Raw genomic sequence first — 26,295 nt, 5'->3', positions numbered from 1 at the left:
TATAAGCTCATCCAGGTTAATAAGAATTGCACAGGGGCTCATTTGTCACATACCCCTACAGATCAATATGTTAGAATATTTCATTCTTCTCAGCGATTAGTTTGAGCACATATTCCATTTGCGTGTCCCGATTCTGCATAAAATCACTGAAAGTAGGCCAGACTGTATCATCGGGAATAATGCCCCTGCCTATTGGCTGATCTGACTTTACCGGTGCATCCTGCTCAACAAAAACCGTAGAGAACTTAGTCTTTAATTTTGAATGGGGAAGTTCATATATTAATGACATATGGCCGTTATGACCATAATATCCTCCAACTGTTTCTACGCCAACAATGGTTACGTTGCGTGCATAAGCTTTTACCAGCGAAGCCAGGTGAGAAGCCGCAGATGCTACATTTTCATCAATGAGTAAATAGAGCTTCCCTTTAAAACCAGGTTGCTTTGGGTAATAAACCGGATTATACTTGACGTTCTGCAAGTTCTTACCATTCCGTAATGCGGGGAAATAGTCCTTCAGCATTCGCTTCCCGTCAGCTTTATCTGCCGAATCCATTTTTACTGCAGTAGATATTCCCCAAAAATATTTTTCATATGGAATCCCGTTATCAAATATAGTATAGGCCCGGGTATTTTCTTTGAAAGTGGAATCCGTCAGGTACATCATCGGTTGTTCATAAGTAGGATCACTGCCGCCGGGATTGCCACGAATATCCAGAATCAGATTAGGTATATTGTTGTCGCTAAGTGAGCGGAATACACTGTCGATAAACGCAACATATATTGGAAATGCCGGATCGTCTGTTCCAGATGCCATGGAAAATATCCGCAGGTTTAACAGACCAGTCGATGGATTCACCATCTTAAAACTGTACTTGGGCTGCACATTGTAATCAATTATACTATCGACAGGCGCACTATGTCGCAAGGTGAGGTTGGCTTTTCTTTCTTCCAGCGTTACAGCTGGTACCGTCACGGTTTGCTGTTCAGTCGTGCCAGGGGGGATAAATCCGATGGTGAATTTATCATTGATCCCATACTCATAAAGATAACGTAAACCATAACTTCCGTTTACACTTCCCGATAGCTTTTGTGTCTGGTTAAAACCGTCCGCCGTTAAATATTTATAAAAGGACTGCATCAGCTTCTTGTCTGTAATGCCATTAATACTAGTCACCCGGGACCCTACAGGGATTTTGTCTGTTTTGCTGTTAAAAACCATATTTCCCTCAATATATTTAAGCGCAAACGGAAAGAAGCCGCGCTGCTGATTAAAATACCTGACCAGGCTGGCCTGAGGTTCTGTATAGTTGTGGCAACTTCCTTCAAAATCAGTCAGCTGCAAAATTATTTTGTAAAAATCGAGTGTGGACATCGGCTTACGCACCTCTTTAAAAGCCCATTTATAGATACTATCAATCTGTTTTTGAGTCCGATATCGATAAAGACCAGAATTAGTTTTTTTACGGATATCAAGGAACACCTCAAGGTCCTTCTTCATCTCTTTTGGATGAAGCTGCTGATTGTATACAGACATGCTGTCGACAGGTTGTTTGGGCTGCTTTAAAGAATTCGCAGCTGACTGTACCCACCCCTGATGCATCAGTAATAGCAAAAACAGTACTTTTTTCATGTGATTTTCGAATATTCAACGTTAAATTACAAAAACCTGCAGAAAGGTTGGTAGTTTAATCAATAATTACGAACTAATAACTGCCTGGATAATTTGAATATTCATATCAGAAAGCAATTGATCTTTTAAATTTTTTATAACATCTAATGAACGAATTAAAAAAAGAGGCTGCAAGAGCGGCTTTACCCTTTTTGAAACCGAATCAGATTATTGGATTGGGCGCTGGGGCTACTATAGGTCACCTCGTCGATCTGATCTACAAGGAAATAGCCTTTAAAGATTCCATGAGTTTTGTGACTCCTTCATTGCCAACAGCTCAGCTCCTTCAAAATTTCAGTTTGGCCTGTCTGGACTATGCTGACTTAAGTAGAATAGATTATCATTTCGATGGCTGTGATCAGGTTGATGAAAATCTAAATGCCTTAAAAAGTGGTGCCGGTATTCATACTGAAGAGAAAATATGCGCTGCTATGGCACAGGAATTCATTATCCTGGTGGATAAGGATAAATCTGTTCCCGTTCTCAATACAACTTTTCCTCTGTGTGTAGAACTACTTCCTAAAGCACTGACATTTGTTAAAAGCACTGTAGAATCTTTATACAGTAAGTATCAGCTTAAATTAAGCTTGCGTATAAATGACAAGACAAATGACCCCGTGATCACAGCTAATGGCAATTTTCTGCTCGATGTATATTTTGATACCATGCCGGATCTCGGCGAGTTAAATAAGACGATTAAATCTTTACCAGGCGTTATAGATCATTCCTTATTTTATCAAATAGCATCTAAAGTTATTATAGCAGCACCAGAAGGGGTGCAAATTTTGAAAGCCAGATGAAAGGGTAGGATTTCGTTTACGCCCCTCGTAACTTAAGATTGTAGGAGGGGCGTAAGAAGAGCTATCTTCTGCAGATTACTGGATCATTCTGGTTGTATGGAATAACCTTCGAGTATATCGGAAATCTCCTGTATTATCTTCATACTAAAAGTATGTCTGCCTTTTAACCACCTTTCTATTTCTTGTGAATTGATATCTAGGGAGACAGCCAGGTCATTTACCGACAGTCCTTTATCAGCTAACGTTTTCTCGGTTTTACCGGCAATATCTAGATTCAGTTGTGCTAATTCTTCTATAGCAGGGTTCCCGCTTTCTTCCAGCCAGATCGAGGCAAAATCGTTCTTTTCCATTTGTTTCTCGTAATCGTTTAAAGTATTCCCGGCCTTCAGCACGGTGTTCATTTCGGCGGCAAATTTAATGATAATACTTCTGTTATTGCAAGCACATAGGAATTGAGTGTTGATCCCAGTGATTCAACCTTTGTCTAAAGACCTGCATCGGTGTTTATTTTCTTTTGTTTTCTAAATTGATAAACTGAGCCAACAATAAATAATACTAAGATAATAATTAGTGTTTTACCTATTATCGGGTCAGTTGAGTCGCTCGCTAAAGGATGGCCGGTTGGAATACGCGTAAAAGTTTCGTTAATGGTAGGAAGCCACGATAGAAAAAAGCTGAATGACAGGAAAAAGTTCTCAAAATACCGGCTCCGGTTGCTCCCTTTTTTCTTTGAATAGAGAAAGTATGCTACAAATACTAAAATCAAAATTAATATCGAAAAGACATGTCCTGGATTAAATCCACCATGTTTTGAAATACCTAATGCGGTTAATGAAGTAATTACAGTTCCGTAAAAATAGATCTTCCCATATAATTCTGCCAAATTGATTTTGCCGTATTTTACATACGATATGACTGCAGTAGCAATGGCAAGTATGCCAACGATTGTGTGAAAGATCCCTAAGTTTGAAAGTCCCATGATTTAGATTTTATGATTGTTTGATTTGAATAGGATATTATTGACATATAGTTAAATAGTCATTTATTCATATCACAAAGGTGTCAAAGGAAAGAGGAAGGAACTTTGTGGATTGGCTCAATTATTTGGCAATTTGGGTCATGCACTCTCCAGCCAATTTATCTAACTTTGGCATTTTCGTTCGTATATTTCTAATTATAGATTTTCAAAGTGATGGTTACAAGTGATCTGCTGCAACAAGTGGCTTTTATTAAAGAGATTGATAAATTAAAATATATCCAGCGCAGGACTAAATTATTTAATAGTGAAAGGCATGAAAACGATGCAGAGCATAGCTGGCATTTAGCAATGATGACACTAGTTTTGGCAGGGCACTCTGATAAGCCGATTGACGTGCTTAAGGTACTGAAGATGGTGCTGATTCATGATTTAGTAGAAATAGATGCGGGTGATACTTTTATCTACGACACCTCAAAAAACCACTCCAATACAGATGAGGAACGCTTGGCTGCGAACCGTATTTTTGGAATATTACCGGAATTACAAGCTCAAGAATTTATCGCGATATGGGAAGAATTTGAAGAAGGGATCACTGACGATGCTAAATTTGCCAGAACTATGGACAGGTTTGAACCACTACTGCAAAATTCCACTAATAATGGTGGTACCTGGGCGGAATTTGACGTGGAATATCATACTGTTTATAGTAAGAAAAAAGCCATTCAGGATGGTTCGTCTTCAATTTGGACCTATGCTGAGCACTTATTAAATGATAGTGTAGAAAAGGGGATTCTCAGGAAAGATACGCCTCCTGAAAAGCAGGAATAGAGGTGCTCTGAATACATCAATGAAAATCAGCTGGAAGAACCATAATGGGCAGCGGCGATCGCTGCTTATGGCTTGTGCTTTAGTTTTAGCCGATAATTAGTTGGCGTAACCTCATATCTATCGTGAAAGCTTTTAGTGAAATTTGCCAAATCATTAAAACCACAATTAAAGGCAATGTCTGTGATCCGGTTACCAGAAGCTAAAAGTAGTTCTGCAGCTTTTTCCAGCCTTTGGGTTTTAATATAATTTGCAGGGGTGTCACTATACAATTTTGCAAATTCTCTTTTAAATGATGAAACACTTAAATTGGCCTTTCGTGCCAATTCTTCGACCCGAACCTGTAAAAACAGGTGCGCCTCTATTATTTGTTTGAAAGTATAGGTTACCGGCGAAAAAAGCTGTGATAGTATTACTTGTATCGATTCGGCATTGCGAGTTTGTGATAGTAACAGGATGATTTCTTTCAATTTTAAAATTAAGATATCATCATTTACCAGGGATGGGTTTTCAAAATAAAACAAGAGCCCCTCAATGTACTTCTGTATCAGAAAGTCATTATTTATTTTTTCACTTGACAGATTGGATATTATACTCCCTGGTCGTTGAAGCAACATAGGAAGTTCTCTTTCGTATATTTTCTTTAAGATATCCGGGTGGAAAGTAACGATTACAATTTCTCCATTACTATTTGAACCGGCATTATGTATTTGTCGTCCCGAGTTTATGCAATTTAGAAATAACGAGTAATTAGTTGGAATATTTACGTGTTCATCATCGAATTGATATTGCATCTCACCCTTATGCATATATAAAAAGCAGGCTTGTTCTGATACAGGGAATGCAAATTTAAAAGGAGGTTGTAATACTATCTTTTGGATAAATGATTTCCCAAATAAGTCAATTTTCTTATAGTCTATTACCATAGTTATTAGCCAAAGTGAGGGGCTGGTACGATCTCAGATCTGAATGGTAAAAATAGCGGATTAAAATTCATTAGATGAACCCAATTAAAAAATGAATTGTCCGATTTTTCTGGCAAAATCACCTAAGTCGGTAAAGTTCGTATTGGATAATATGATAATTGTCACATCATCATTTAAATAGTGGAACCAAGCAGCGTTCGCTCCCATAATCCTTCCGTACCTTTCCATACGCTTATATTTTACGTCTGGTCCTTTACCACCTCTAATCCAGACACTATATCCATATTCATCCAATCCGGGAGTGAGCAGCTGATCGAGAGTTTCCTGCCTAATCAGTTTATAATTAAAAAGAGCATTATTAAACTTAATTAGGTCTGCTGTACAAGAATACATGGCCCCGGAAGCAGAAAAATCTTCGACGAAGACAGGGAGATTAGGAATTATATTTTGGGTTGCACTTCTGTAATATGGTGTAGCCAAGCCTTTTATCAATTTATAGTGCGAAAGTAAGCCGGAGTTACTCATATTTAAAGGAATGAGAATTTGCTGATTTAAAATCTGCTCGTATGACATCTTATACAGCTCTTCCAGAATTCTGCCTAAGATCATGTATTCCCCATTGTTGTAATCGAATTTTGTCCCCGGCTCATTAACGAGTGGATCTGAGCAAAATTTGTTAACAATTTCATCTAAAGTATATGGGACATGAAAGAATCCTATACCGTATTTCATGAAATTGGCGTCCTTAGCAGTATCTATATTCTTCATTCCAGAGGTATGGTTTAACAACTGGTGGATAGATACTTTCTTGCCAGCTTCACCTTTATAGGCGGGCAGATAGTCTATGATTTTTTTATCTAAATTAATCTTTCCTTTTTCAACCAGCTGAAGAATTAAAACGGCCGTAAATGTTTTGGTAATTGAGCAGACCTGATATACCGTTTCATTGGTTATTGGACTGTTAAATGCGCGTTCAGCAATTCCAAAGCTTTGATGATATAGGAGGGGTGCTGACCCTTTTTGCACCAATATGGTTCCATTAAAATCATGCTCGCTGGCATATTTTTTTACAAAGTCATTAAGGTTTTTATTTTGGGCAAACAGGCAGGTATTAATTAATAAAAAGCAAACAACGATTAAATAGTATTTCATGAATGAACAGGTTTAATTCCTCTTATAAGACACCTGAGTAAAACTTAAGTTGCACCCACTTAAATTTATGGATGAAAACATTTGCAAGGAGATCTGTTTCTAAATCAATTACTAAACTAGCTTAAAAATTGTTTCTGCCGGTGTATTTAAACTCCAAAATATATTAGGGTAACATAGTCGCTCCAGAGGTTAAATAATGATAATGAAACGCTATTGTTGAGTTAACAACACAGACCTACTTTCGTGGCTTAATAACCCATTCATGCAATGCTAAAAAGCCTGTTAAAGCATAATCTATCAATTATTTATCTATTCCTATGTATGATACAACAGGCAGATGTAGTTGCACAGACAATACCAGCGACCCCGGTACAGAAGAACATCCAATCCCCTGAGGTTGATAAATTTGGTGCTGTAACGTTCAGGTTTCTGGCGCCGAATGCAAAGAAAGTAATGCTGATTATGGATGACGCCAAGCCCAGAAAAATGTCTATCGATACCGCTGGCGTATGGAGTTATCTGGAAACGTTCGCTCCTGACGTCTACCGGTATTCATTTGTTGTGGATGGTAATAATATGCCCGATCCAAACAATCCTTACATAAAACCTTTATTTAAAAGAGCATTAGGTCAAAGCCTGGTACATGTACCAGGACCTTCGACTTTAAGCTGGGAAGTGAATGATGTACCTCACGGGGTTTTAAGTCAGCATTTTTTTAGATCTGCAATAATCGGTGACCAGCGTGACATGCGTGTGTACACACCGCCAGGCTATGATCCTAAACGTCCGGAACCTTATCCGGTTCTATATCTGTTCCACGGTATTACCGACGAAACGAGCGCATGGGTTACCGCAGGACGTGAGAATATCATTATGGACAACCTGATTGCGCAAGGAAAGGCGAAACCTATGATAATTGTCAACACACTTGGATATGGAGCTCCGGAGATGTTTGATCCCGGAAGTGGGGTACGAAATAAGCAATCCTATGAAAAGAACGAGCGGCTTTTTGTCGCAGCAACCCTCAAAGAGGTCATCCCGATGGTCGAAGGATTTTATAATGTGGGCAAAACAAAAAAATACCGCGCTGTTGCTGGACTGTCAATGGGAGGAGGACAGTCGCTTGATATCGGACTGAACCACCCGGATGTTTTTGACTATGTAGGAGGCTTCAGCCCGGCAGTAATTCTGCTCGATCCGGATTATGCAAAGGCATTCCCCAAATTGGATGAATCGATTAATCAAAAGCTTAAGCTGATCTGGATTGCAATTGGAAGAGATGATTATCTAACACCGTCAGTCAGAAAGTATATCGAGTGGCTGAAGACTAAGAATATCAGCTTTGAGTATAAGGAGTCGGACGGGGTGCATAGTTACCAGGTATGGCGCAGATACTTATCAGAATTTACACCTTTGCTTTTCAAATAAAGCAGATATTCAATCAATCAAAGTATAGAACTGTCGAAAGAAAAAATAGGCTATATTTTTGGGGCAGTTGAACTGGCCGGCAATTCAGGGAAATTCAGATGCTGTTTACTAAATAATTATGGATAATTTTGCAGCGAAATACAATCCAATTTTGAAAACAGATATTTTCCTTGTTACACCTCCTTTTACACAGCTGAATACGCCGTATCCTGCCACTGCCTATATCAAGGGTTTTTTGAACACTAAAAATATCTCTTCAACACAGGCCGATCTGGGTATTGAAGTGATTCTTGCCTTATTTTCACGTAAAGGATTAGAAAACCTTTTTTTACATGCAGAGGGGCGGGCCGACCAATCCAAAAGTCCAAATGCGAAACGGATTATTGCTTTAAAAGAGGAATATATCAAATCAATCGATGCGGTAATCGCTTTTCTACAGGGCAAAAACCCAACCTTAGCTTTGCAGATATGCCAGGAGGATTATCTGCCAGAGGCATCCAGATTTACGCAGTTAGAGGAATTGGACTGGGCATTTGGCTCAATGGGAACGCAAGATAAAGCGAAACATTTAGCGACGCTGTATCTGGAAGATATATCGGATTTCATTATTGAGTGTATCGACCCCAATTTTGGTTTTAGTCGTTATGCCGAAAGATTAGGCAGGAGCGCAAATTCATTTGATGAGCTGTATGGGGTCCTGAATCAAGGCTATACGTATATGGATGAAATTCTCGTTAAAATCTTAGCAGATAAAATTGCCGATATTCAGCCTAAATTATTTGTTATTTCTGTTCCCTTCCCAGGAAATTTGTATGCCGCTTTCCGGTGCGCGCAATTTGTAAAGCAACATTATCCTGAAATAAAAATAGCAATGGGTGGTGGTTTTGCCAATACAGAATTGCGCTCCCTTTCTGATAACAGGGTATTTGAGTTTTTTGATTATATCTCCCTGGATGATGGAGAACTACCGCTAGAACTGATCTTTAATGCCATTATAAATGATACTCCATTTAACCTGTATAAAAGAACATTTGTACTGGAGAATGGTGAAGTAGTTTATAAGAACGATGCGTTAAGAAGTGATTATAAGCAATTTGACGTAGGTACGCCGGATTATAGTGATTTGCATTTAGACCGTTATATTTCAGTTATAGAGATCGTGAATCCGATGCACCGGATGTGGAGTGATGGACGCTGGAACAAGCTGACAATGGCGCATGGCTGTTATTGGGGGAAATGCACCTTTTGTGATATTTCATTGGATTATATTAAAGTCTACGAGCCTGTTGCAGCTAAACTGATTGTAGATAGAATTGAAGAATTGAGTGCGAATACCGGTCAGAATGGCTTTCACTTTGTAGATGAAGCAGCTCCGCCTGCGCTGATGAGGGAAGTTGCACTCGAAATTTTAAGAAGAAAAATAACCGTAACCTGGTGGACAAACATCCGTTTTGAAAAAAGCTTTACCAGAGATTTAGCTATTTTACTTAAAGCCTCAGGTTGTATCGCCGTGTCAGGCGGTTTAGAAGTCGCATCTGATCGGTTGTTAAAGCTGATTGACAAAGGAGTATCTGTTGAGCAGGTAGCTCAGGTTACCCGGAACCTTACTGAAGCAGGAATATTAGTTCATGCTTACCTGATGTATGGTTACCCAACCCAGACAATTCAGGAAACTGTTGACAGTCTGGAAATGGTCAGGCAATTATTCGAAGCAGGAGTAGTGCAATCAGGCTTCTGGCATCAGTTCGCGATGACTGCTCATAGTCCTGTTGGCATGTATCCAGAAAGATTTGGTGTAGTTAAAGAAACCGAAACTATAGGAACATTCGCTAATAATGATATCAATTATATTGATAAAACAGGTATCGACCATGATAGGTTTAGTTTCGGCTTAAAGAAATCACTGTTTAATTTTATGCATGGCATTTGCTTCGATTATAAATTACAGGAATGGTTTGATTTTAAGATTCCCAGAACAACTATTTCAGCAGATTTCATTGAAAAGTCTTTAAAGGATGATCATAAACTCAATACGAAACCAACTGCTAAGGTAATTTGGTTAGGAGGGAAGCCCGAGCAGGAGCATTTTTCCAGATATAAAAAAAATAAGGCAATCGAAATGATGATCTTAACTTTCCATGATAAAAAGGAAAGCTTCAACATCCAAACCAGTCGGGAAGAAGGAGAATGGCTCTCTGCTTTCTTGCAGAAAATTGCGGTTTCTAATACTAAGGTTTATACTTTTCAGGAAACCAAAGCTGATTTTGAGACTACAATGGAACATTTTGAGCTGTTCTGGTATTCCGAGCCGGTTTATAGTTTAAGAGATTTTGGACTATTGGTTTTATAATAGTTTATAGCAGCTAGCCGGGTGTCTTATTAACCTTTTTATATACATATCGGACATTATACCAGGCAGCCTGGTCATTTACCGATTTCATGTCTGCAGGACTCTTAAACATATATTCACTATCGTTGAAATATTTTGATGAATTAACTAATCCATCTCTATGTCCATTCTCTGCAAATACGGAAGGCGGGCTAACTTTTTGAAAAGAATAATAAGACCCATAATGCTCAATTCTATCGGCTTTTTTTAATCCATATAATGCCCAAAAGCTGGCATATCGATTCCACTGGTAAATTGTATCATTACTGATTTTATATTTAAATGCATTTTTCTCATACTTTGCAGGTCTTTCAAAAATACTGTCATTTCTGACGATTAAAGTGTCATACTTTAAATCTGCCAATTTATCTTTGTTCCAAAATGATTCGGGCTCCTCAGTCGCGGAAACGTCTTTACCTCCACTATTAGAACCTTTAAAGACCTTAAAATCTATTGTTTCTTTATTTAAAAGCAGATAAACTGATTCTTCTAGTTCTGGCTTTTCAGGCGCAACATTTTCGATGCCATTTTTACTGCAGGCATTGAATATGATCAACAACATACCTAAACAGGCGAGATAATTTAGCTTCATTTTTGCAGGATTTATTTGGTTAGTGCTTGCATCTCTCACAGTTAATAAAGTTTTATTACCCCTGAGTTTAATAAGACGCGAAACGTTTATTAACCTAAGGTATATATAATTAATGTCTTTTGGTTAAAAAACATTAAAGAGCTTTTAGTAGCGTTCAAACCATGTGACACTAAGTGAGCCTCAAGACATTTTCTCGAACACCTTTCTGTATGATTTAAAACAAATAATTAATTTGGCCGATGAACTAGATGACAGGTAATCAATGTTCTCAAATTAAGATCGCTGCAATTTCACACTATAGGGCCATGGATATTTTCTGTACATTATATGTGCTTATAAATACCAACAATAACCAATGATAGAAAATCAAGTAAATCAAAATAGCTGTATCATTCAGGAATTCAACACAACTACTATCAATCGACTTGGTGGAGCAGCAATGTATTCCATCTATCTTTTACAAGGAAGGGGAAAGGTAACTATAGATTTGGTGGAATACCCTTTTGAAGGTAAAATTATATTGTTTGCAACTCCTTATCAAATGGTTTCTTTTAATGTAGAACAGCCACTTAAAACCAGAATACTGCAATTTCATGGTGATTTTTATTGTATAGAATATCATAAAAAAGAAGTTGCTTGTAATGGTCTTTTATTTAATAATATATATCAGCAACCCTACATAAACCTCGAGCCAGCTAGTTATATTGAAATAGATTCTATTTTAGAAAAATTATCTGTTGAATTGCAAAACTCATCTTTATATACCGCAGTAGTGCGAGCTTATTTACAATTGATATTAGCATTATGTAGTAAAATCAAATCGGAACACAATGTGATTGATGAGGGAAAGAATATACATCATCCAGTAGTGAAATTTAAGACCTTATTGGAATGCAATTTTAATAAAGAAAGACAACCTTCTTTTTATGCTGACCAAATGGGTATTTCGCCAAATAATTTTTCTAAAATATGTAAACAGCATTTTTTAAAATCACCATCAATCCTTATTCAGGAAAGAGTTATTTTAGAGGCTAAAAAGTTGATTCATTTGAGTTATAAAAGTATGAAACAAATTGCTGTTGAGCTAAATTTTGACGATGAGAATTATTTTAGTCGCTATTTTAAAAAGCATACAGGTGTTACACCCAGTGCATTTCGGAACAATGTTGGGATATCTATAGTTGCAGATTTGTCCAGATAATATCCATATCTGTCCATTGTAAGCAGGGCGGCGGCTACTTAATTTTGCTATTAAATTATAAACATTTAAAGCGATAACCGATGAACATGTTAATTACCCTAGCCAAATTACAAAGTCAGTTTTTTAATTTAATGAGAATGGCCATTTTTATCGTGATGGTATGGATTGGCGGACTTAAAGCTTTCCAGTATGAGGCAGATGGAATTGTACCGTTTGTTGCAAATAGTCCGCTGATGAGTTTCTTTTACAATGGTAAGCCTAATGAATATAAAGCGCACAAGAATAAAGAAGGAGAAGTTGTCGAAGATAATATTAAGTGGCATACCCAAAACGGCACTTATGGCTTTTCATATGCATTAGGCACCTCCATTGTAATTATTGGTTCATTAACTTTATTAGGTATTTTTAATACGCGTATTGGATTGGTGGGAGGTTTGCTCACTGCCGGTATGTCGTTGGTTACCCTTACCTTTTTAATTACTACACCTGAAACCTGGGTACCTAATTTAGGCGGGCCAGAGTTTGGCTTTCCTTATTTATCTGCCGCGGGGAGATTGGTAATTAAAGATGTTATCATGATGGCTGGCGGTCTTTTGTGTGCATCTGACTGTGCTAAAAGATTATTAGACCAAAAGAAGTAATTGATGTATATTTTAGTGTTTTCCTTGAAAATCCTTGTAATCTATTGATTTTCGGGGTAAAATGACTACTTTTTGATTCAGACATTAACTATGCTATACTCATTCACTTCTCGCAGGTACTATCCTGCACTTTTGCTGTCATTAATCTTCATATTAATGGGACTAGATACAAGAGCACAATTGTTTAATCAGGATAGCCTGAAATTAATATCCCGGCAGTTCTCCTTCACAGAAGGGCCGGCAGTGAACAAAAATGGAGATGTTTATTTTACCGACCAACCCAATAACAAGATTTGGAAATATAGTACTGAAGGTCATCTCTCGCTTTTTAAAGATTCAGCAGGCCGTGCAAATGGATTGTACTTTAACCGTCGCGGTCAGCTGCTTGCCTGTGCAGATGAAAAAAATGAAATCTGGTCAATAAGCAATAGCGGCAAAGTTACCGTCTTGCTGTCAGATGTGGACGGAAAGAAACTGAATGGTCCCAATGACCTTTGGGCAGATAGCAAGGGTGGCATCTATTTTACAGACCCTTATTACCCTCGCGACTACTGGACCAGAAAAAAGCCGGAAATAGAAGGACAGAAAGTTTATTACCTGCCACCGGGAAAAGGGAAAAAGCCGGTGGTAGTGGCTGATGACGTCGCTAAACCAAACGGGATCGTAGGGTCGCCTGATGGCAGATACCTGTATGTTGCAGATATTGAGCGAAATAAAACTTACAGGTATACCATTGAACCTAATGGTAAGCTCAGCGGACAGAAGCTAGTCATTGACCAGGGATCTGATGGGATGACACTGGATAACGAGGGTAACATTTACCTGACTGGAAAAGGCGTCTTTATTTACAGTCCGGCAGGTATCCTGATAGGTCATGTCGAAGTAAAAGAGCCCTGGACAGCGAACGTTTGTTTTGGCGGTAAAGACCGTACGGATCTGTTTATCACTGCCTCAACTGCAATTTACAGACTTCCGATGCGTACCAAGGGCGTAGATTGAGGTAGATTTAAAAACCGTGACAAGCACGTAAGGGAGTTGAACATATATGTTCTTTACCCTTATGATTACTCCTCTGTTTCTTTAAATTCTTTAATCAACGACTCGCCGTTCATACAGTAGCGAAGGCCACTTGGTTTCGGACCATCCGGGAATACGTGCCCCAAATGCGCATCACACACATTGCATTGCGCTTCTATGCGGACCATACCATATGAACCATCTTTGATGTACTTGACCCTATTTTCCTGGACAGGTTGCGTGAAGCTTGGCCAGCCAGTTCCAGATTCGAATTTTTCAGTGGAATCAAAGAGCAAAGTGTTGCAACAAACACAGGAATAAAGCCCAGCGTCGTAGCTTGTGCACAGCTCATGACTGAAAGAAGCTTCTGTACCATGTTTACGTGTCACATAGAATTGTTCGGCAGTAAGTTGCGCTTTCCATTCTTCTTCAGTTTTCTCCACTCTTCTTTCAGGTGCGTGATTGCCGTTATCGGCCAAATCGATTACATTATCCCAGTTAAGCATAATTTTAGTTTTAATGTTATATAAATATTATTGATCCTTGTATTTATTCGCCTCCTTTGCCACTTAGAACAGCGCAGGATTCATATGCCATTTCTACACTAGAAACATCCACCCCTAATGTTATTGCCTTCTTTTTATTGTTGCTAAATTTCATTGTCAAGTTGCAATGTCATGTTGGATAGTCTGCAATTTATTATAATTTCCTAACCAGGCATGATGTTTAATTTGTTGGTTTTTTCGATATCCATGGAAATCAACTGATCTATCCTTTTATTGATTTCAGCTCTGCTTTGAATACCGGTAAATTGGTCAACTACTCCGCCATTCTTTATTAAGAATACAGCTGGAATACTTCTAACACTAAACTTTTTAGCCAACTCTGGATTTTCTTCCACATTAATTTTCGCGATCACGATGTCTTCCGCATAGTCGTTGCCTACTGCTTCTAAAACAGGTAATAATGCTCTGCATGGCCCACACCAGTCTGCATAAAAGTCAAGCACTACCGGTTTGTCACCAGCCATAATTTGTTCAAATTCTGTATTGTTGCTAATCATTTTCATAATAAAATCTGTTTAAATGTTATAAACTTATTGTTATTCAAGTATTTGGAATTGTATTGAAGTGAGCTCATATTCACGTCGTCATTGGCTTAGTATCATTGGGCGAGCATTCCTTACAATTTATTTTTTTGCTTAAAATCTCAGTAGTTATAATATCTAATGGAAAGCAGCTTGGTCGCACTGAAAGGCAAGGAATACGTTTACACTGGTCCAACTGCACAACCGTATTTTGATTTCGTCAAGGACGCCTTGCTCGTTTACAATATTCTAAATATCAGTTAATGAACCGGCAACTTCCATGAAAAGATTTTATGGAAAAATGAAAAAATGTGCCGAATCCCAAATTATTAGAAAAATTGTCTAATGAGTTCAAGTTATCGAACATCAGTTCCTAACAATTATTGTTTTTGAAAATGTCGCTTCAACTGCTGCAATTTATCAAAAATCAATGGAGGATAATTTCCGTGAAATTTATGACAGTCTCCACAAAGTTCTAATTTTAAATTGGCAGATTCGTCCAGATCGGTATAGGGAAATATGCTAAATGTGAGTTCATGCTTCATGAGGTCTATATAAAATAATTTATCGTTCTCATTGATATCCGCATGACCGATTCTATCAAAAATATTTTCTGCTATTCTCAGGATACTTAATATTTCCCGCACCCCATCTTGTTGTAGTAGCTGTTCGGCATTGTGCAGGTCTATATTCATATCTTCGATATCATCAATAAAACAACGAATAGCCCGTCTGCCATGTAAGACCTGGATACCATTAGTACCCTCAAATTTATTTTCATAGCTAAAGCTATTTATATTATTTTCCAGGAAAGTGTAAAGCTCATGTACATGCTTAACTCCTCGCTCCTGCATTTCTTTACTATTTTCATCGTTTATCTGCATTTGCAAAATCGAGTTCGCATTAATTTGTGCCCGCAAAGCCCGATAAAGCAATACGAACCCAACAATTTGTGCTATTGGATTAGCGACACCGCCAAATGCATCGCCTACAGGTCCGTACTCCTTCAGATGTCCTAACGGCAGTAACGGAAGCATTAAAGGAACTATTATGGTCAAAAGAATTCCTATAATTAAGAGGCTGATGACAATATTACTTTCGGCGTTATTTTTCAACTTCATGTTTTTTATATATTATTTACATTTCATGCTTTCAGTATTTGACTTCGCATGTTAAAGATTGCCCGTCAAGGAAATTGGATTATGTGAAAAAAATTGAAGGCCGAAGTCCAGGTAAAAAAAGCGCCTTTATTAACGCCTCATTCATAGAGGGTTTTAATATTAGTAGATATTGTATAGAACACTTATTGGTCTTTATCAGCTTAGTCGACTGAGGAACAAACTCCTTACAGTTCATTTTACATTTAAATTCATAAATACCCTAAGCCTGCCCCACACTGCCCGGACAAATTGAATTCTACTAGGTAATTTTAGCCAAAGAAAGCACTATCACTTACCGGCTAAGGACAAAGCGAAAATTTCAAAAACGCGCAGGAGGTACTTGATAGTGATTTAGCAACATGGCAGTAGTGTGATCTCGAATTAGCCGTAGGTTAATTAACCAGGAGAGGAGGGCTATTCCATAATTTAAGAAGATATTGAAGTCGGTCAATTATTAAAACGCTAGTAAACGCATAGAATAAATTAAAAACTGTAATTCCGATTCATGCCAAATATATGGCAATTGAAATTTAATCTTCATTTAAAGACTGATCCAGTTTTGTATCGACTTGTTTTTGAAGTTGTTCCTTAAATTGATCGTCTAACTTTAGCTCAATTCCGCGGGGGTTGAATAACTTCTTGACAAACTGGTTGATTATTAAACTTTGTTTCATGAAGATATTACACATTTCACAACCTTTAAGATGAAATTCCAATTCTAACGTTTCCTTAAGTGTGATATTTCCTGTTTGTCGTTTTTCAATCAGGAACGTAGCTTTTTTGCAATTATTAACCATCTCGGCCATATCCTGATCACTTACTTTTTTCATACCATCCATAATTATTTCACTAAATCCAGTTCCTTTGAAGGCATTCTCTCAAGCTTACTTTTGCCCGGTGACTGATAACCCAGAAGTTTGAAGTGGTCAGATTCAACTGAGCGCAAATTGTTTCGCTTGTTTCCTCATCAATATGTTTCATCGAGAATACCGACTTCCATAAAGGGGGGAGTTTTTTCATACAAGCTTTCAGTATACTGTCGAATTCCTTATTTTCCAATTCAAGAGGTTCTTCTATGCCAAAAGACTCTGGATAATGTTCTTTCTTCCAATGCCCATTACTTTCGAAAAATTCATCGTTATCTAAACCATTAAGTGAAATCGACTGTTTATTTAGGGCCGTTGACTTTTTGCGATAAACATCAAATATCTTATTTTTCAAAATGGCGGTAAGCCAGGTTTTTTCAGAACTACGTCCATCGAACCTTTCCCAACTTTCCAATGCTGCTAGAAAAGTTTCTTGCACTAAATCTCTTGCATGTTCATTATCATCTATTCGTGTATAAGCGTATCTATATAGGTAATCGGCATAATTGCTTACCCAAAGACTCGGGCCCACATCTGTTAATTCTGGTGCTTTGGTATTAGTAGGCATATTTCATATTTTTATGAACCGCAAGGAATTTACGCAAAAATATCAAACAACAGGTTCGATAATGAACTACTAGTTTGGCAAAGAAGACCCAATAGAGCCATCGAGACGCAAGAAAAAGAGACCAAGCGAAAATCAAAGAATTATGGGATAAGAAGATAATTCAGGTTTGTCAGTTTATAGTTTTCGATTATATATGCATTTTACTAACAATTGCTCTTGGACAGTTTTTAATAGTTCGATGGCATTTTTTAAACTGTAGCGTTAAACTTTGGGTAAGCTGTAACCGTTGTGATAAGGGGCCAGCAGGTATTTATCGTTGATCTGCTGGTCTGTAAACTGGTGTTTGGCATTATCCCATGACAATTTTTGTCCGCTTCTGAAGGCAATATTCCCCATCTGGGCGACGGTAGCTACATGTGCAGCATCCTGTATAGAGCAGTTCAGTTCTTCTTTTTTTCTGGATCTGACCACACTAAAGAAATTGACCATATGATTGTCCAGTCCATTATCTGAGGATTTAACAAAGGGCTTGTTAACTTTATTGCCGCTTATCTTTTCTTCAATGACTTCCCAGCCGTCCCTGTTGAGGATAAGCGTGCCGTTGTTACCGATATAGGCAATCCCATGGTTGCGGTTATAAGAGCCGTTATCTATGCCCATGGCAGAATCCCATACCATGTTGAACTTGTCAAACTCATATAAGGTAGTCAGCGTATCAGGAGTTTCTTCATACAGATCGGGGTAGGCAAAGCGGCCACCTAATGCAGATATGGTTTTTGGTACAGGTGAATTCATACCCAGCAAGCCATAATCCAATAAATGCACTCCCCAGTCGGTCATTAACCCACCGGCATAATCCCAGAACCAGCGGAAATTGAAGTGATATCTGCTGGCATTGAATGCTCTTTTATTCGCCGGCCCAAGCCACATCGCATAATCTACGCCAGCAGGAGGTAAGGTATCCGCTACTACGGGAGCAGGTTTCATCCAGCCCTGGTAACACCATACTTTTACAGTTCTGATATTTCCCAGCTGGCCGCTCTTTACGAAATCAACAGCATCTTTAAAGTGTTGCTGACTGCGCTGCCATTGACCTGCTTGTACAACCTTATTGTATTTTTCCTGCGCTTTGACCATGGTACTGCATTCGATGATAGAGTTGCCGACTGGCTTTTCGACATATACATCTTTACCTGCCTGTACAGCATGAATCATCATCAGGGCATGCCAGTGATCGGGTGTCCCGATAATTACTGCATCGACATCTTTATTATCAAGTAGCGCACGATAATCTTTATATCTTTTTACTTTTGCGGCGTCAACATTCATCGACTTTAATTCGGCCATCCTTTCGTCAAGCACATTGGCGTCACTGTCACACAGGGCGATCAGGTTTACTCCCGGTACCTTGAGGGCAGCTTTGAGGTCAGACCATCCCATGCCTTTGATTCCTATAACACCAATATTGATTTGGCTGTTTGCACCAATAGTATTATTGAAAAGGGCATAGGCAGGATTGTCTAATGCAGAAAGTATGGCAGTGGTTCCCACTGCGGTTGCAGCGTAGTTGAGAAAATTTCTACGGTTTAACATTTAATTTGATTTGTGGTTCATACTGGAAGTAAATTACAAAATAATTAGTGGAGCATCCAAGATATATAGTTAAAATTAATAAGAATGTACCGATATTTTTGTTCTTGCAATAATACACTAACACTTTTATTGTGATCACGATTTAATAGTGAGGGAAAATTTAGGCGAACAAGACTTTAGAATACCTACCTAGGTATTGGTGATTTTGTAGGTATGTAGTCCACTCATCCCTAATAAATTAAATTTCAATGAATTACATTATATATAACATTGGCAATGACTGAACTAATTCTAGTTTATGCAAAACCGTGCTCGTAATTAGTATCTGGCTTTTATGTATAATGGATTGATCCCTTACTCTTAAACGGCACGTTTTTACCAGTTACATTCTGGTTAGAAACGTATACTTAGAAAACGTAACTTATTAAGAATTTACTTATGAAAATAAGCTAATTTAAACGCTGCAAACCGCTCTCTTTTTCTGCTCACCAATTTTAGACTTTGTAACCTTCACGGGTTCGGTTTATGGTATAGCCATTCCAGGGAAAGACAATTTTAGGGAAACAAAGTATAGCTAAAAGGCTTTCAGATCAAACGCATATTTCTGGTAGCTGATTAATTCTCTTGCAGGTTCGTTTTCTTTCCATGCAGGTTCATTGTGACTTATATCTACAACTTCCTTGGTAGTACTTCCTTTAAAGTGTCCAAGGACGCTTGACAGTACTTCGAGTTCAATTTTACTGAAATTGTCCATATAATCATCTGCCTTTCCGATTATCTTTTCGCCGTAATTTCCATCGCTGAATGCGATCTGTGTGATATTTATCTTTTCATCATCACAAAGTTTAATGTACATCTTGTCATATTCGGCTGGTACAGGCCCATAGGGGATAGCCTTGTAGGTTATACCTGTCATGGAATGTGCAGTCCTCTTATACATCAGAAAATCACTATAAAAAAGCAATTTGTTAACCTTGGTTTTATAGGTGTCCAGTTTACTTGAAAAATAGGAAATAACCTTCGCAATCTTTGAAAGATCTGGACTTTTATAGCCATTGTATTCAGAGGGTTTATGATTATGGAATATTTTTTCCTCAAACATAGTTTCCCATAGCGCCCTGTTTTCCTGCTCTTGGATTTTCTTGATATTACTGGTAATCCTATTAATTTCTTTTTCGCTAAGAAAATGGATACTGGCCTCAACTTGTGATAGGAAAGAAATTGGCTTTTCTATAGTGGAAATCAATCTGCCGTTCGATACAGATGGCATTTCGCCATTTTCATATAAGCGGTATGTGTTTGTTCCCAGTCCAAGAATCTCGGATATCTTGGATGCTGAAATTCCGTATTTTTCTCTGATACTTGTGATTTCTTCTGGAAATGGAATTCCATACCTTTCTCTATACTGGTTATAAACTTGATTCATGTTTATCTCATCCAGTTCTGTATTAGTGAATGCCTCCTGGGTCTGGGTGCATTCAAAATAGTGATACCAAATCCGAAACTCTTCCTTTCTAAATTTGAGATCAACTTCTTTATACTTGCGGAGCATTGGCTTTTTGTTGAATGGGCTGGTCATAATTCTCTTTTTAAAGGATAGCTCATGGGGTACTCTGCCAAATGAAATGAAATGCAGATGGCTGGGTCATCTTTAGGTCCCATAGATATCTTAATGTATACTTCTTGTTTTTTATGTGTTCTTCCAAAAATCCACATACTGGCAATGCCATTAAGGTCATCATCAACAGGGCCTTCGGAATAATCTATGGCGACTACTGCCTCAACTATCTGACATCTTTTCAGTGGGGTAAGCTCCATGTCTAAAAGCGCTTGAGTATTTTTTTGTCTTGAATCACGGAAGAAAATACCGAAAATCTGCGCTTTCGTTTTAAAATCTCTAAGAAAATTTTCTACATCATGAATAGTAGCCAATATATTTTTTTTAAATAAATTTTAAAGGTGCATTACCCAATTCTATCGGCGAGTTACTACACTTCATCTCGCTAGTTACCAAAAACTAAATAGTGTCGAACAAATATAGCTAATATAACTATACAGTTGTATTACTATTTTAATTATGTATTAAATGCAACTTTAAAGTGATAAAAATGAACTGTTGTTTACTTTGGGACAAAGACCAAAGCACAACTAGGGGTGGAGACTATGATCCAATTACAGAAGTATCTGTGTGATTTTCAGATAGTGCATAATAGAATGCACTGGGCAGCTCATGGAGACCAACTAAACAAGAAACGGAAATTTCTTAATCATTATGGTCAGCTATTGTTAGTTTAAAAAGCGTCCTTTGAATTGATTAGGAGTGATGCCTACCTCTTTTTTAAACAGACGCGAAAAATACGTTGTGTTTTCAAATCCAAGCAAATGCGAAATTTCAGAAATATTCAGGTCGCCTTCAGTCAACATATTTTTCGCTTCAGCAATCAAGAAAAGATGAATCAGCTCCAATGCCGTTTTTCCTGTTTCCTGTTTCCTGTTTCAGTACGTCGGTTAAATAACGTGAAGATATATGCAGCTTTTCTGCCATAAAAGCCACTGTTGGCAAGCCGATATCTTTCATTTTTCGCTCTTCAAAATTAGCGGTAAGTAATTCATTGAACTTTGTAATTGTTGAGCCGGATAATTGTGTGCGATTTATAAACTGCCTTTTGTAAAAGCGCTGTGCGTATTTAAGCATGGCGTCAAGATGACTGATAATGATAGACTTGCTCAGTTCATCGGTGTTATTTTTATATTCTTTCTCAATGCTGAAATACAGATTCCAGATGATGTCCTCTTCTGCAGGGGAAAGGTGCAGAGCCTCACTCACCTCATAGTCGAAATAACTATATTTCTTGATTTCATTGTAAAAGGCAGTTCCTGTTAAGAAGTCTTCATGGATCAGAACTAAAAATCCCTTTTCCTCGAGTTCTACATTTTTAAAGGCTACTTTCTGCCGGGGCTTTACAAAAGACATTGAACCACGGTCATGGTCATATTTCGTTTTACCGTATTGCATGCTGCCCGATTTCAGTTTCTTAAATCCTATGATATAAAATTCAGAAGAAAATTCGAGTATGCTATTTCCGTCACAGGTGCCCCGTTCACCGTATGCCACACTAAAAAGAGGGTGTTCCGGAGGTGTAACGCCAAGCGCTTCATGCAGTTCGCTTATTTTGGTAAAGTGTTTCATTTTTTTAACCATATAAAAAGACTGAATCTGGTACATTCAGATTCAGTCAATATCAGTTTTATATTAACCATGTGCTGCCACAGATATGTCTTGCCATGATTCCCATGTTTTAAGACGTTCTTCATAAGTATGCTTTATCCAAGGTAAAGCAATTTTACCCAGAATTAATCTTAATGGTGGGTTTTCAGTATCTACTAAGCCTAAAATTGCTCCCGCTGTAGCTGTAGGGTTACCAGAATCTTGATCTCCTGCGTGCTCATAAAAATCTTTTCTTATCGCATCGTAAGCAGAAAGGGACGAACTTACCGCAAGGGAATTGCTTCCAAAGAAATCTGTTGCGTATCCGCCAGGTTCTACTATCGTCACTTTTATACCAAAACCACTTACTTCGCTAGCTAATGTTTCCGTAAGACCTTCAACAGCGAATTTAGCAGCACTATATATCCCCATTAATGGCACTGTATTAATTCCCAATGCACTTGAAAGCTGAATAATTTGCCCTGATTTCTGCTCCCGCATAATTGGTAAAACAGCTTGAATGGTCCATAATGAACCGAATACATTAGTTTCGAATTGCGCCCTTACATCTTTCTCGTCTAGTTCTTCTATAGCCCCGACCTGCCCGAATCCTGCATTATTTATCAATACATCAATTACTCCAAAGTGGTTTTTTGCTGCTTCAATTGCTTCAAAACTTGCGTTTTTGTCCGTAACATCAAGTTTTAACACCAATAAGTTTGATGGAAATTCATTTATCAATGCTGCTAATGCATCAAGGTTACGCACTGTTGCCACTACATTATCACCACGTTTTAGAAATGCTTCTGTCCAAATCCTTCCAAAACCACGGGATGCTCCTGTTATAAAAATTGTCTTTGCCATTATGTTATTTTTATCTATTTGATATAGGCAAAATTATGCGGTTAATAAGCATAATAATGATACAGAAGTAGGCAATAATGATACGTTTTAACGAAATTCTAGCCGCTGCTAATTTAAATTTTATATGCTTTTAAATCCATAGTGCTTCCCCAAAGGAAAGTATAGTCTATAATAGATACTTTCCTTTGGGAAAGCACTATCTTTTTGTAAGTATGTTAACCGTAAATTTGTATTCTTTATCAGTTAGGCGTTCTGATAGCTGGAAGTAATAATGAATTCATGAATAACAGAAAAAAATTAAAACTGGCTGCCATTATAGAAGGGACAGGTTGGAATCATACGGCTTGGCAACATCCCGATATGCCGGCAGATGCAAGTGAAAATATTGACTTTTATGTTAAACAGGCCAGACTTGCGGAAGATGCGAAATTTGAAAGTTTATTTTTAATTGATGTGAGCCACGTTGGAGCCGGAAATTTCCCACATTATCTGAGTATGTTCGAAGGTGTTTCTATAATGTCTGCTTTAGCTATGAAGACAGAAAGAATAGGACTTGCATTCACTGCCTCGAGTTCTTACACTGATCCTTATAATATTGCCAGACAAGCATTGTCTTTAGATAAAATAAGTAAGGGACGAGCGTCGTTAAATGCTATTACCTCTAATCCCGGTGGAATGGTTAACTTCAGTCGGGGACACCTTTCCAGGTCAGATCAATATCCAATGCACAGAGAGTTTTTAGAAATTCTTATGCATTTGTGGGATACATATGAGGACGATGCATTTATAAGGGATAAAGAAAACGGGATATTTTTGAATCCAGAAAAAATGCATTTAACAAACTACAGCGGAAAATATTTTTCTGTTGAAGGCCCCCTGAACTTGAGTCGATCTGTTCAAGGAAGGCCTGTTTTGTACACAGCAGGCAGTTCCTCCACATTTGTAGATATTGCAACCACTTACACAGACGGTGCTTTTATAGGAGGGTTTACAAAGGAAGCTGTAGAGGTTACCTCAAACGCACTGAGACATAAATTAGAGGAGAAAAATAGAGACCCCTATAATTTTATTATCGCAACCTCTCAGAATCCAATCGTAGGACGCACAGAAGCAGAAGCGCATAAAAAGTATTTAAAATTGGTGCAGCTGAATCCATATCAAAGAATTCCACCACCTTTATTTTTTGGGTCAGCCGAACAGATTGCTGACGATATTCAAGAGTGGTATGAAGAAGGGATTATGGATATGTTGATGATCAAGCAAGACCATCCTCACGGTCTACGAGATTTTATTGAATTGGTAGTACCAATTTTGCAAGAAAGAGAAATTTTCCATACTGACTATGAAGAACAAACTCTCCGCGGAAATCTTGAGCTACCAAATCCATCGTTTAGAAAAATTTAATATCGAATACTTTTCAACCAACTCTTTTCAGAATAGGGGTAAGGTTCAATTAACTATCTTTTTATAAATTAATGCTATCATAAAAAGTAATTTTTATTAATTAATATCCAAAAAATGAAAAAACAGGTTGCTCACTCTATTTTAGAACTTGCCATCGTCTCAAAAGACAGTACTTTCAAACAGACATTGAATAATTCTCTCACGTTGGCAAAAGTGGCGGAAGCAAATAACTATAAACGATATTGGTTCGCCGAACATCATAATTCTGATGCTGTAGGAAGTAGCGCTACTTCTATTTTAATTGGTTATGTAGCTGAAAATACCAAACAGATAAGAGTAGGCTCAGGTGGTATTATGCTGCCAAATCACTCTCCCTTAGTAATAGCAGAGCAATTCGGCACCCTTGCTCATCTATATCCCAACCGAATTGATTTAGGTCTGGGTAGAGCTCCGGGCACAGATACAGTAACGGCGCAAGCTATACGATCGGATTTTATGAAAGCGGCTCAATCTTTTCCTGCAGAAATTGAAAAGATTGAGAATTACTTTTCATTAGTTAACAAAAGCGCTCAAGTGAGAGCGGCAATTGCCGAAGGAGCGAATGTTCCAATTTATTTATTAGGCTCCAGTACTGACAGTGCTCATTTAGCAGCAAGAAAAGGATTGCCCTATGCCTTTGCAAGCCATTTCGCATCGACACATTTATTGAATGCCTTAAATATTTACAAACAAGAATTTCAGCCTTCCGAATCTTTAGCGAAACCTTATACAATTGCTGGAGTAAATGTGGTTGTCGCTGATACGGATGAAGAGGCTCAGAGATTATTCACTTCTTTGATTAGAATGTTTTTCGGTGTATTGACAGGAAATTCTCAACCATTACAACCACCAACAGATATGACTGATGATCTGAAAGAGATTTTTCAACATCCAAGTTTATATCAAATGCTTAAATATTCCTTTGTCGGCAATAAGGAAACGGTGAAAGAGCAGACGAAAGCTTTTCTTAAAGAAACCCAGGTCGATGAACTCATTGTGGTATCTACGATCTATGATATTAAAGATCGGATTAAGTCGACAGAACTATTTGCTGAAGTGATGAAAGATATCAATGAAACTGAAGATTAAATTAAGGAGTTATTTTAACATTTTTAAGCTTGAAATATGGCACAAAAAAAAATACACTGTGATTGTCTGGATACCATACAACCAGTTCGGGATACGCTAGATGTAATCAATGGGAAATGGAAAATACCTAATATCATTTCAGTAAGTGTAGGGAATGATCGTTTTACAGATATCCAGGAAAGTATTCCGGGGATCACTCCAAAAGTTTTGGCTAAAGAACTTAAGGATCTGGAACAGCATAAATTGTTATCCAGAACCGTCATTGACGGCTACCCGGTGAAAATCTTATACAAATTGGAGCCTTATGCAGACACGCTGACTCCACTCATTTATGCACTTAAGGATTGGGGAATCAATCACCGGCAGAAAATTTTCCATGATATAGAATCCGTAAAATTGTAAATAAGAAAAATAGCTTTAGGCTACTTCTTATTGATCGAAGTGGCGAAGAGTGGTGAAGCGGTTGTCATTAGCGACAAAGCCAGTGATAGCATTGCTTCAAAGGATTAAAAAGGCCTTTCGGCACTACTTATGAATAATCACGGCCTTATTGAAAAGATTATTTGTGCGTAACATTTTGGTAAAGAGTTTAAGTTTATCAAAATCAGAACGAAATATATCTTTAATTAGACGCTCATTATCAGATAATTCGGTAACGCATGTTTTTGGAAGTTCGTTAAGATTGTCTTTAGTTTCTTTTTTCATATCGCTCCTAAATTATATTGCAATTTACAAATACGATCTGGATTTAACAATCTCACTTAGGCATGATAATTAAGTTTAGTGGTATCCATA

The 26,295-nt window shown here is 37.8% G+C and carries 27 protein-coding genes; 10 read left to right on the top strand and 17 right to left on the bottom strand.

Translation table 11 applies throughout. The annotated features are described in order from the left end of the window. Positions 1–70 precede the first annotated feature (70 nt). Positions 71–1,633, bottom strand: a complete 1,563-nt coding sequence (locus tag BLR53_RS02790; RefSeq protein WP_083331974.1) for a S41 family peptidase — start codon at positions 1,631–1,633, stop codon at positions 71–73. 146 nt (positions 1,634–1,779) lie between these two features. Here BLR53_RS02790 and rpiA point away from each other — a divergent pair, with 146 nt between their 5' ends. After that, positions 1,780–2,472, top strand: coding sequence for a ribose 5-phosphate isomerase A (gene rpiA, locus BLR53_RS02785; protein ID WP_074586942.1), 693 nt, complete (start codon positions 1,780–1,782; stop codon positions 2,470–2,472). An 83-nt stretch (positions 2,473–2,555) separates the two neighbouring features. On the opposite strand, the gene BLR53_RS02780 is transcribed toward rpiA, so the two are convergent. Both BLR53_RS02780 and BLR53_RS02775 read right to left on the bottom strand, forming a co-directional pair. Then, a complete protein-coding gene (locus tag BLR53_RS02780) occupies positions 2,556–2,873 on the bottom strand; it encodes a helix-turn-helix domain-containing protein (protein ID WP_074586940.1) in 318 nt (105 codons plus the stop codon). Between the two features lie 83 nt (positions 2,874–2,956). After that, a complete protein-coding gene (locus BLR53_RS02775) occupies positions 2,957–3,451 on the bottom strand; it encodes a hypothetical protein (RefSeq protein WP_074586938.1) in 495 nt (164 codons plus the stop codon). A gap of 213 nt (positions 3,452–3,664) precedes the next feature. On the opposite strand from BLR53_RS02775, the gene BLR53_RS02770 reads away from it, so the two are divergent. Then, complete coding sequence (locus tag BLR53_RS02770; RefSeq protein WP_074586936.1) at positions 3,665–4,279, top strand: HD domain-containing protein; 615 nt, start codon at positions 3,665–3,667, stop codon at positions 4,277–4,279. Positions 4,280–4,344: 65 nt separating this feature from the next. Here BLR53_RS02770 and BLR53_RS02765 read toward each other — a convergent pair whose 3' ends face one another. Together BLR53_RS02765 and BLR53_RS02760 are read right to left on the bottom strand one after the other, a co-directional pair. Beyond that, the gene (locus tag BLR53_RS02765) at positions 4,345–5,202 is read right to left on the bottom strand and encodes a helix-turn-helix domain-containing protein (RefSeq protein ID WP_074586934.1); all 858 of its coding nucleotides are present in this window, start codon (positions 5,200–5,202) and stop codon (positions 4,345–4,347) included. Between the two features lie 84 nt (positions 5,203–5,286). Continuing rightward, positions 5,287–6,354, bottom strand: a complete 1,068-nt coding sequence (locus tag BLR53_RS02760; RefSeq protein WP_074586932.1) for a serine hydrolase domain-containing protein — start codon at positions 6,352–6,354, stop codon at positions 5,287–5,289. A gap of 321 nt (positions 6,355–6,675) precedes the next feature. Here BLR53_RS02760 and BLR53_RS02755 point away from each other — a divergent pair, with 321 nt between their 5' ends. Both BLR53_RS02755 and BLR53_RS02750 read left to right on the top strand, forming a co-directional pair. After that, positions 6,676–7,782 carry an alpha/beta hydrolase-fold protein gene (locus BLR53_RS02755; protein ID WP_176763504.1) on the top strand — a complete coding sequence of 369 codons (1,107 nt, stop codon included), beginning with the start codon at positions 6,676–6,678 and terminating at the stop codon, positions 7,780–7,782. A gap of 118 nt (positions 7,783–7,900) precedes the next feature. Further along, the gene (locus tag BLR53_RS02750) at positions 7,901–10,132 is read left to right on the top strand and encodes a B12-binding domain-containing radical SAM protein (RefSeq protein ID WP_218122959.1); all 2,232 of its coding nucleotides are present in this window, start codon (positions 7,901–7,903) and stop codon (positions 10,130–10,132) included. Between the two features lie 13 nt (positions 10,133–10,145). Here the strand turns inward: BLR53_RS02750 and BLR53_RS02745 are convergent, their stop codons facing one another. Continuing rightward, positions 10,146–10,763, bottom strand: a complete 618-nt coding sequence (locus BLR53_RS02745; protein ID WP_074963856.1) for a hypothetical protein — start codon at positions 10,761–10,763, stop codon at positions 10,146–10,148. Positions 10,764–11,118: 355 nt separating this feature from the next. Here BLR53_RS02745 and BLR53_RS02740 point away from each other — a divergent pair, with 355 nt between their 5' ends. From BLR53_RS02740 to BLR53_RS02730, 3 genes are all read left to right on the top strand, one after another. Beyond that, complete coding sequence (locus BLR53_RS02740) at positions 11,119–11,964, top strand: helix-turn-helix domain-containing protein (protein WP_244889443.1); 846 nt, start codon at positions 11,119–11,121, stop codon at positions 11,962–11,964. Between the two features lie 86 nt (positions 11,965–12,050). Beyond that, positions 12,051–12,605, top strand: coding sequence for a DUF417 family protein (locus BLR53_RS02735; protein ID WP_244889442.1), 555 nt, complete (start codon positions 12,051–12,053; stop codon positions 12,603–12,605). Between the two features lie 156 nt (positions 12,606–12,761). Continuing rightward, on the top strand, positions 12,762–13,604 hold the full coding sequence (locus tag BLR53_RS02730; protein WP_244889441.1) for an SMP-30/gluconolactonase/LRE family protein: 843 nt from the start codon (positions 12,762–12,764) through the stop codon (positions 13,602–13,604). Between the two features lie 65 nt (positions 13,605–13,669). Here BLR53_RS02730 and msrB read toward each other — a convergent pair whose 3' ends face one another. The 11 genes from msrB to BLR53_RS02680 all read right to left on the bottom strand — a co-directional run bounded on the left by msrB (position 13,670) and on the right by BLR53_RS02680 (position 22,968). Beyond that, positions 13,670–14,128 carry a peptide-methionine (R)-S-oxide reductase MsrB gene (gene msrB / locus BLR53_RS02725; protein ID WP_074586923.1) on the bottom strand — a complete coding sequence of 153 codons (459 nt, stop codon included), beginning with the start codon at positions 14,126–14,128 and terminating at the stop codon, positions 13,670–13,672. Between the two features lie 203 nt (positions 14,129–14,331). Further along, complete coding sequence (gene trxA, locus BLR53_RS02720) at positions 14,332–14,691, bottom strand: thioredoxin (RefSeq protein ID WP_074586919.1); 360 nt, start codon at positions 14,689–14,691, stop codon at positions 14,332–14,334. A 398-nt stretch (positions 14,692–15,089) separates the two neighbouring features. After that, entirely contained in the window at positions 15,090–15,830 is a 741-nt protein-coding gene (locus tag BLR53_RS02715) for a hypothetical protein (protein WP_074586916.1), read from the bottom strand. Positions 15,831–16,399: 569 nt separating this feature from the next. Beyond that, on the bottom strand, positions 16,400–16,699 hold the full coding sequence (locus BLR53_RS02710; protein ID WP_037442957.1) for a hypothetical protein: 300 nt from the start codon (positions 16,697–16,699) through the stop codon (positions 16,400–16,402). Positions 16,700–16,718: 19 nt separating this feature from the next. Continuing rightward, entirely contained in the window at positions 16,719–17,303 is a 585-nt protein-coding gene (locus BLR53_RS02705; protein WP_051760091.1) for a sigma-70 family RNA polymerase sigma factor, read from the bottom strand. Positions 17,304–17,564: 261 nt separating this feature from the next. Further along, positions 17,565–18,896, bottom strand: a complete 1,332-nt coding sequence (locus tag BLR53_RS02700; protein WP_074586913.1) for a Gfo/Idh/MocA family protein — start codon at positions 18,894–18,896, stop codon at positions 17,565–17,567. Positions 18,897–19,470: 574 nt separating this feature from the next. Then, positions 19,471–20,475 carry a type II toxin-antitoxin system antitoxin SocA domain-containing protein gene (locus tag BLR53_RS02695; protein WP_037442899.1) on the bottom strand — a complete coding sequence of 335 codons (1,005 nt, stop codon included), beginning with the start codon at positions 20,473–20,475 and terminating at the stop codon, positions 19,471–19,473. Continuing rightward, positions 20,472–20,828, bottom strand: a complete 357-nt coding sequence (locus BLR53_RS02690) for a hypothetical protein (protein WP_051760089.1) — start codon at positions 20,826–20,828, stop codon at positions 20,472–20,474. Before BLR53_RS02690 ends, BLR53_RS02695 begins: the two co-directional genes overlap by 4 nt. A 354-nt stretch (positions 20,829–21,182) precedes the next feature. Continuing rightward, on the bottom strand, positions 21,183–21,341 hold the full coding sequence (locus tag BLR53_RS20145; RefSeq protein ID WP_244889447.1) for a helix-turn-helix domain-containing protein: 159 nt from the start codon (positions 21,339–21,341) through the stop codon (positions 21,183–21,185). Continuing rightward, positions 21,331–22,086 carry a helix-turn-helix domain-containing protein gene (locus BLR53_RS02685; protein ID WP_244889440.1) on the bottom strand — a complete coding sequence of 252 codons (756 nt, stop codon included), beginning with the start codon at positions 22,084–22,086 and terminating at the stop codon, positions 21,331–21,333. The genes BLR53_RS20145 and BLR53_RS02685 overlap by 11 nt, the downstream gene beginning before the upstream one ends. Before the next feature lie 63 nt (positions 22,087–22,149). Next, complete coding sequence (locus tag BLR53_RS02680; protein WP_074586911.1) at positions 22,150–22,968, bottom strand: SDR family NAD(P)-dependent oxidoreductase; 819 nt, start codon at positions 22,966–22,968, stop codon at positions 22,150–22,152. Positions 22,969–23,247: 279 nt separating this feature from the next. On the opposite strand from BLR53_RS02680, the gene BLR53_RS02675 reads away from it, so the two are divergent. From BLR53_RS02675 to BLR53_RS02665, 3 genes are all read left to right on the top strand, one after another. After that, on the top strand, positions 23,248–24,372 hold the full coding sequence (locus BLR53_RS02675) for an LLM class flavin-dependent oxidoreductase (RefSeq protein ID WP_074586910.1): 1,125 nt from the start codon (positions 23,248–23,250) through the stop codon (positions 24,370–24,372). A 114-nt stretch (positions 24,373–24,486) separates the two neighbouring features. Next, positions 24,487–25,500, top strand: a complete 1,014-nt coding sequence (locus tag BLR53_RS02670) for an LLM class flavin-dependent oxidoreductase (protein ID WP_074586909.1) — start codon at positions 24,487–24,489, stop codon at positions 25,498–25,500. 36 nt (positions 25,501–25,536) lie between these two features. Continuing rightward, positions 25,537–25,902 (top strand): winged helix-turn-helix transcriptional regulator, encoded by a 366-nt coding sequence (locus BLR53_RS02665; protein WP_074586907.1) that lies wholly within the window; start codon positions 25,537–25,539, stop codon positions 25,900–25,902. The last annotated feature ends 393 nt before the right edge of the window (positions 25,903–26,295 follow it).

The organism is Pedobacter antarcticus, from assembly GCF_900103515.1.
Classification (GTDB): domain Bacteria; phylum Bacteroidota; class Bacteroidia; order Sphingobacteriales; family Sphingobacteriaceae; genus Pedobacter; species Pedobacter antarcticus.
The sequence above is the reverse complement of the archived record's forward strand: the minus strand, read 5'-3'. Positions and strand labels throughout refer to the sequence as shown.

Coding starts and splice junctions, on each gene's coding strand:
- BLR53_RS02775 (WP_074586938.1), bottom strand. CDS start 3,451: ATGGGACTTTCAAACTTAGGGATCTTTCACACAATCGTTGGCATACTT.
- BLR53_RS02755 (WP_176763504.1), top strand. CDS start 6,676: ATGATACAACAGGCAGATGTAGTTGCACAGACAATACCAGCGACCCCG.
- BLR53_RS02765 (WP_074586934.1), bottom strand. CDS start 5,202: ATGGTAATAGACTATAAGAAAATTGACTTATTTGGGAAATCATTTATC.
- BLR53_RS02790 (WP_083331974.1), bottom strand. CDS start 1,633: ATGAAAAAAGTACTGTTTTTGCTATTACTGATGCATCAGGGGTGGGTA.
- BLR53_RS02750 (WP_218122959.1), top strand. CDS start 7,901: ATGGATAATTTTGCAGCGAAATACAATCCAATTTTGAAAACAGATATT.
- BLR53_RS02710 (WP_037442957.1), bottom strand. CDS start 16,699: ATGAAAAAAGTAAGTGATCAGGATATGGCCGAGATGGTTAATAATTGC.
- BLR53_RS02675 (WP_074586910.1), top strand. CDS start 23,248: ATGAATAACAGAAAAAAATTAAAACTGGCTGCCATTATAGAAGGGACA.
- BLR53_RS02780 (WP_074586940.1), bottom strand. CDS start 2,873: ATGAACACCGTGCTGAAGGCCGGGAATACTTTAAACGATTACGAGAAA.
- BLR53_RS02700 (WP_074586913.1), bottom strand. CDS start 18,896: ATGTTAAACCGTAGAAATTTTCTCAACTACGCTGCAACCGCAGTGGGA.
- BLR53_RS02770 (WP_074586936.1), top strand. CDS start 3,665: ATGGTTACAAGTGATCTGCTGCAACAAGTGGCTTTTATTAAAGAGATT.
- BLR53_RS02670 (WP_074586909.1), top strand. CDS start 24,487: ATGAAAAAACAGGTTGCTCACTCTATTTTAGAACTTGCCATCGTCTCA.
- BLR53_RS02745 (WP_074963856.1), bottom strand. CDS start 10,763: ATGAAGCTAAATTATCTCGCCTGTTTAGGTATGTTGTTGATCATATTC.
- BLR53_RS02665 (WP_074586907.1), top strand. CDS start 25,537: ATGGCACAAAAAAAAATACACTGTGATTGTCTGGATACCATACAACCA.
- msrB (WP_074586923.1), bottom strand. CDS start 14,128: ATGCTTAACTGGGATAATGTAATCGATTTGGCCGATAACGGCAATCAC.
- BLR53_RS02705 (WP_051760091.1), bottom strand. CDS start 17,303: ATGCCTACTAATACCAAAGCACCAGAATTAACAGATGTGGGCCCGAGT.
- BLR53_RS02730 (WP_244889441.1), top strand. CDS start 12,762: ATGGGACTAGATACAAGAGCACAATTGTTTAATCAGGATAGCCTGAAA.
- BLR53_RS02740 (WP_244889443.1), top strand. CDS start 11,119: ATGATAGAAAATCAAGTAAATCAAAATAGCTGTATCATTCAGGAATTC.
- BLR53_RS02680 (WP_074586911.1), bottom strand. CDS start 22,968: ATGGCAAAGACAATTTTTATAACAGGAGCATCCCGTGGTTTTGGAAGG.
- trxA (WP_074586919.1), bottom strand. CDS start 14,691: ATGAAAATGATTAGCAACAATACAGAATTTGAACAAATTATGGCTGGT.
- BLR53_RS02695 (WP_037442899.1), bottom strand. CDS start 20,475: ATGACCAGCCCATTCAACAAAAAGCCAATGCTCCGCAAGTATAAAGAA.
- BLR53_RS02715 (WP_074586916.1), bottom strand. CDS start 15,830: ATGAAGTTGAAAAATAACGCCGAAAGTAATATTGTCATCAGCCTCTTA.
- rpiA (WP_074586942.1), top strand. CDS start 1,780: ATGAACGAATTAAAAAAAGAGGCTGCAAGAGCGGCTTTACCCTTTTTG.
- BLR53_RS02760 (WP_074586932.1), bottom strand. CDS start 6,354: ATGAAATACTATTTAATCGTTGTTTGCTTTTTATTAATTAATACCTGC.
- BLR53_RS02735 (WP_244889442.1), top strand. CDS start 12,051: ATGTTAATTACCCTAGCCAAATTACAAAGTCAGTTTTTTAATTTAATG.
- BLR53_RS02685 (WP_244889440.1), bottom strand. CDS start 22,086: ATGAAACACTTTACCAAAATAAGCGAACTGCATGAAGCGCTTGGCGTT.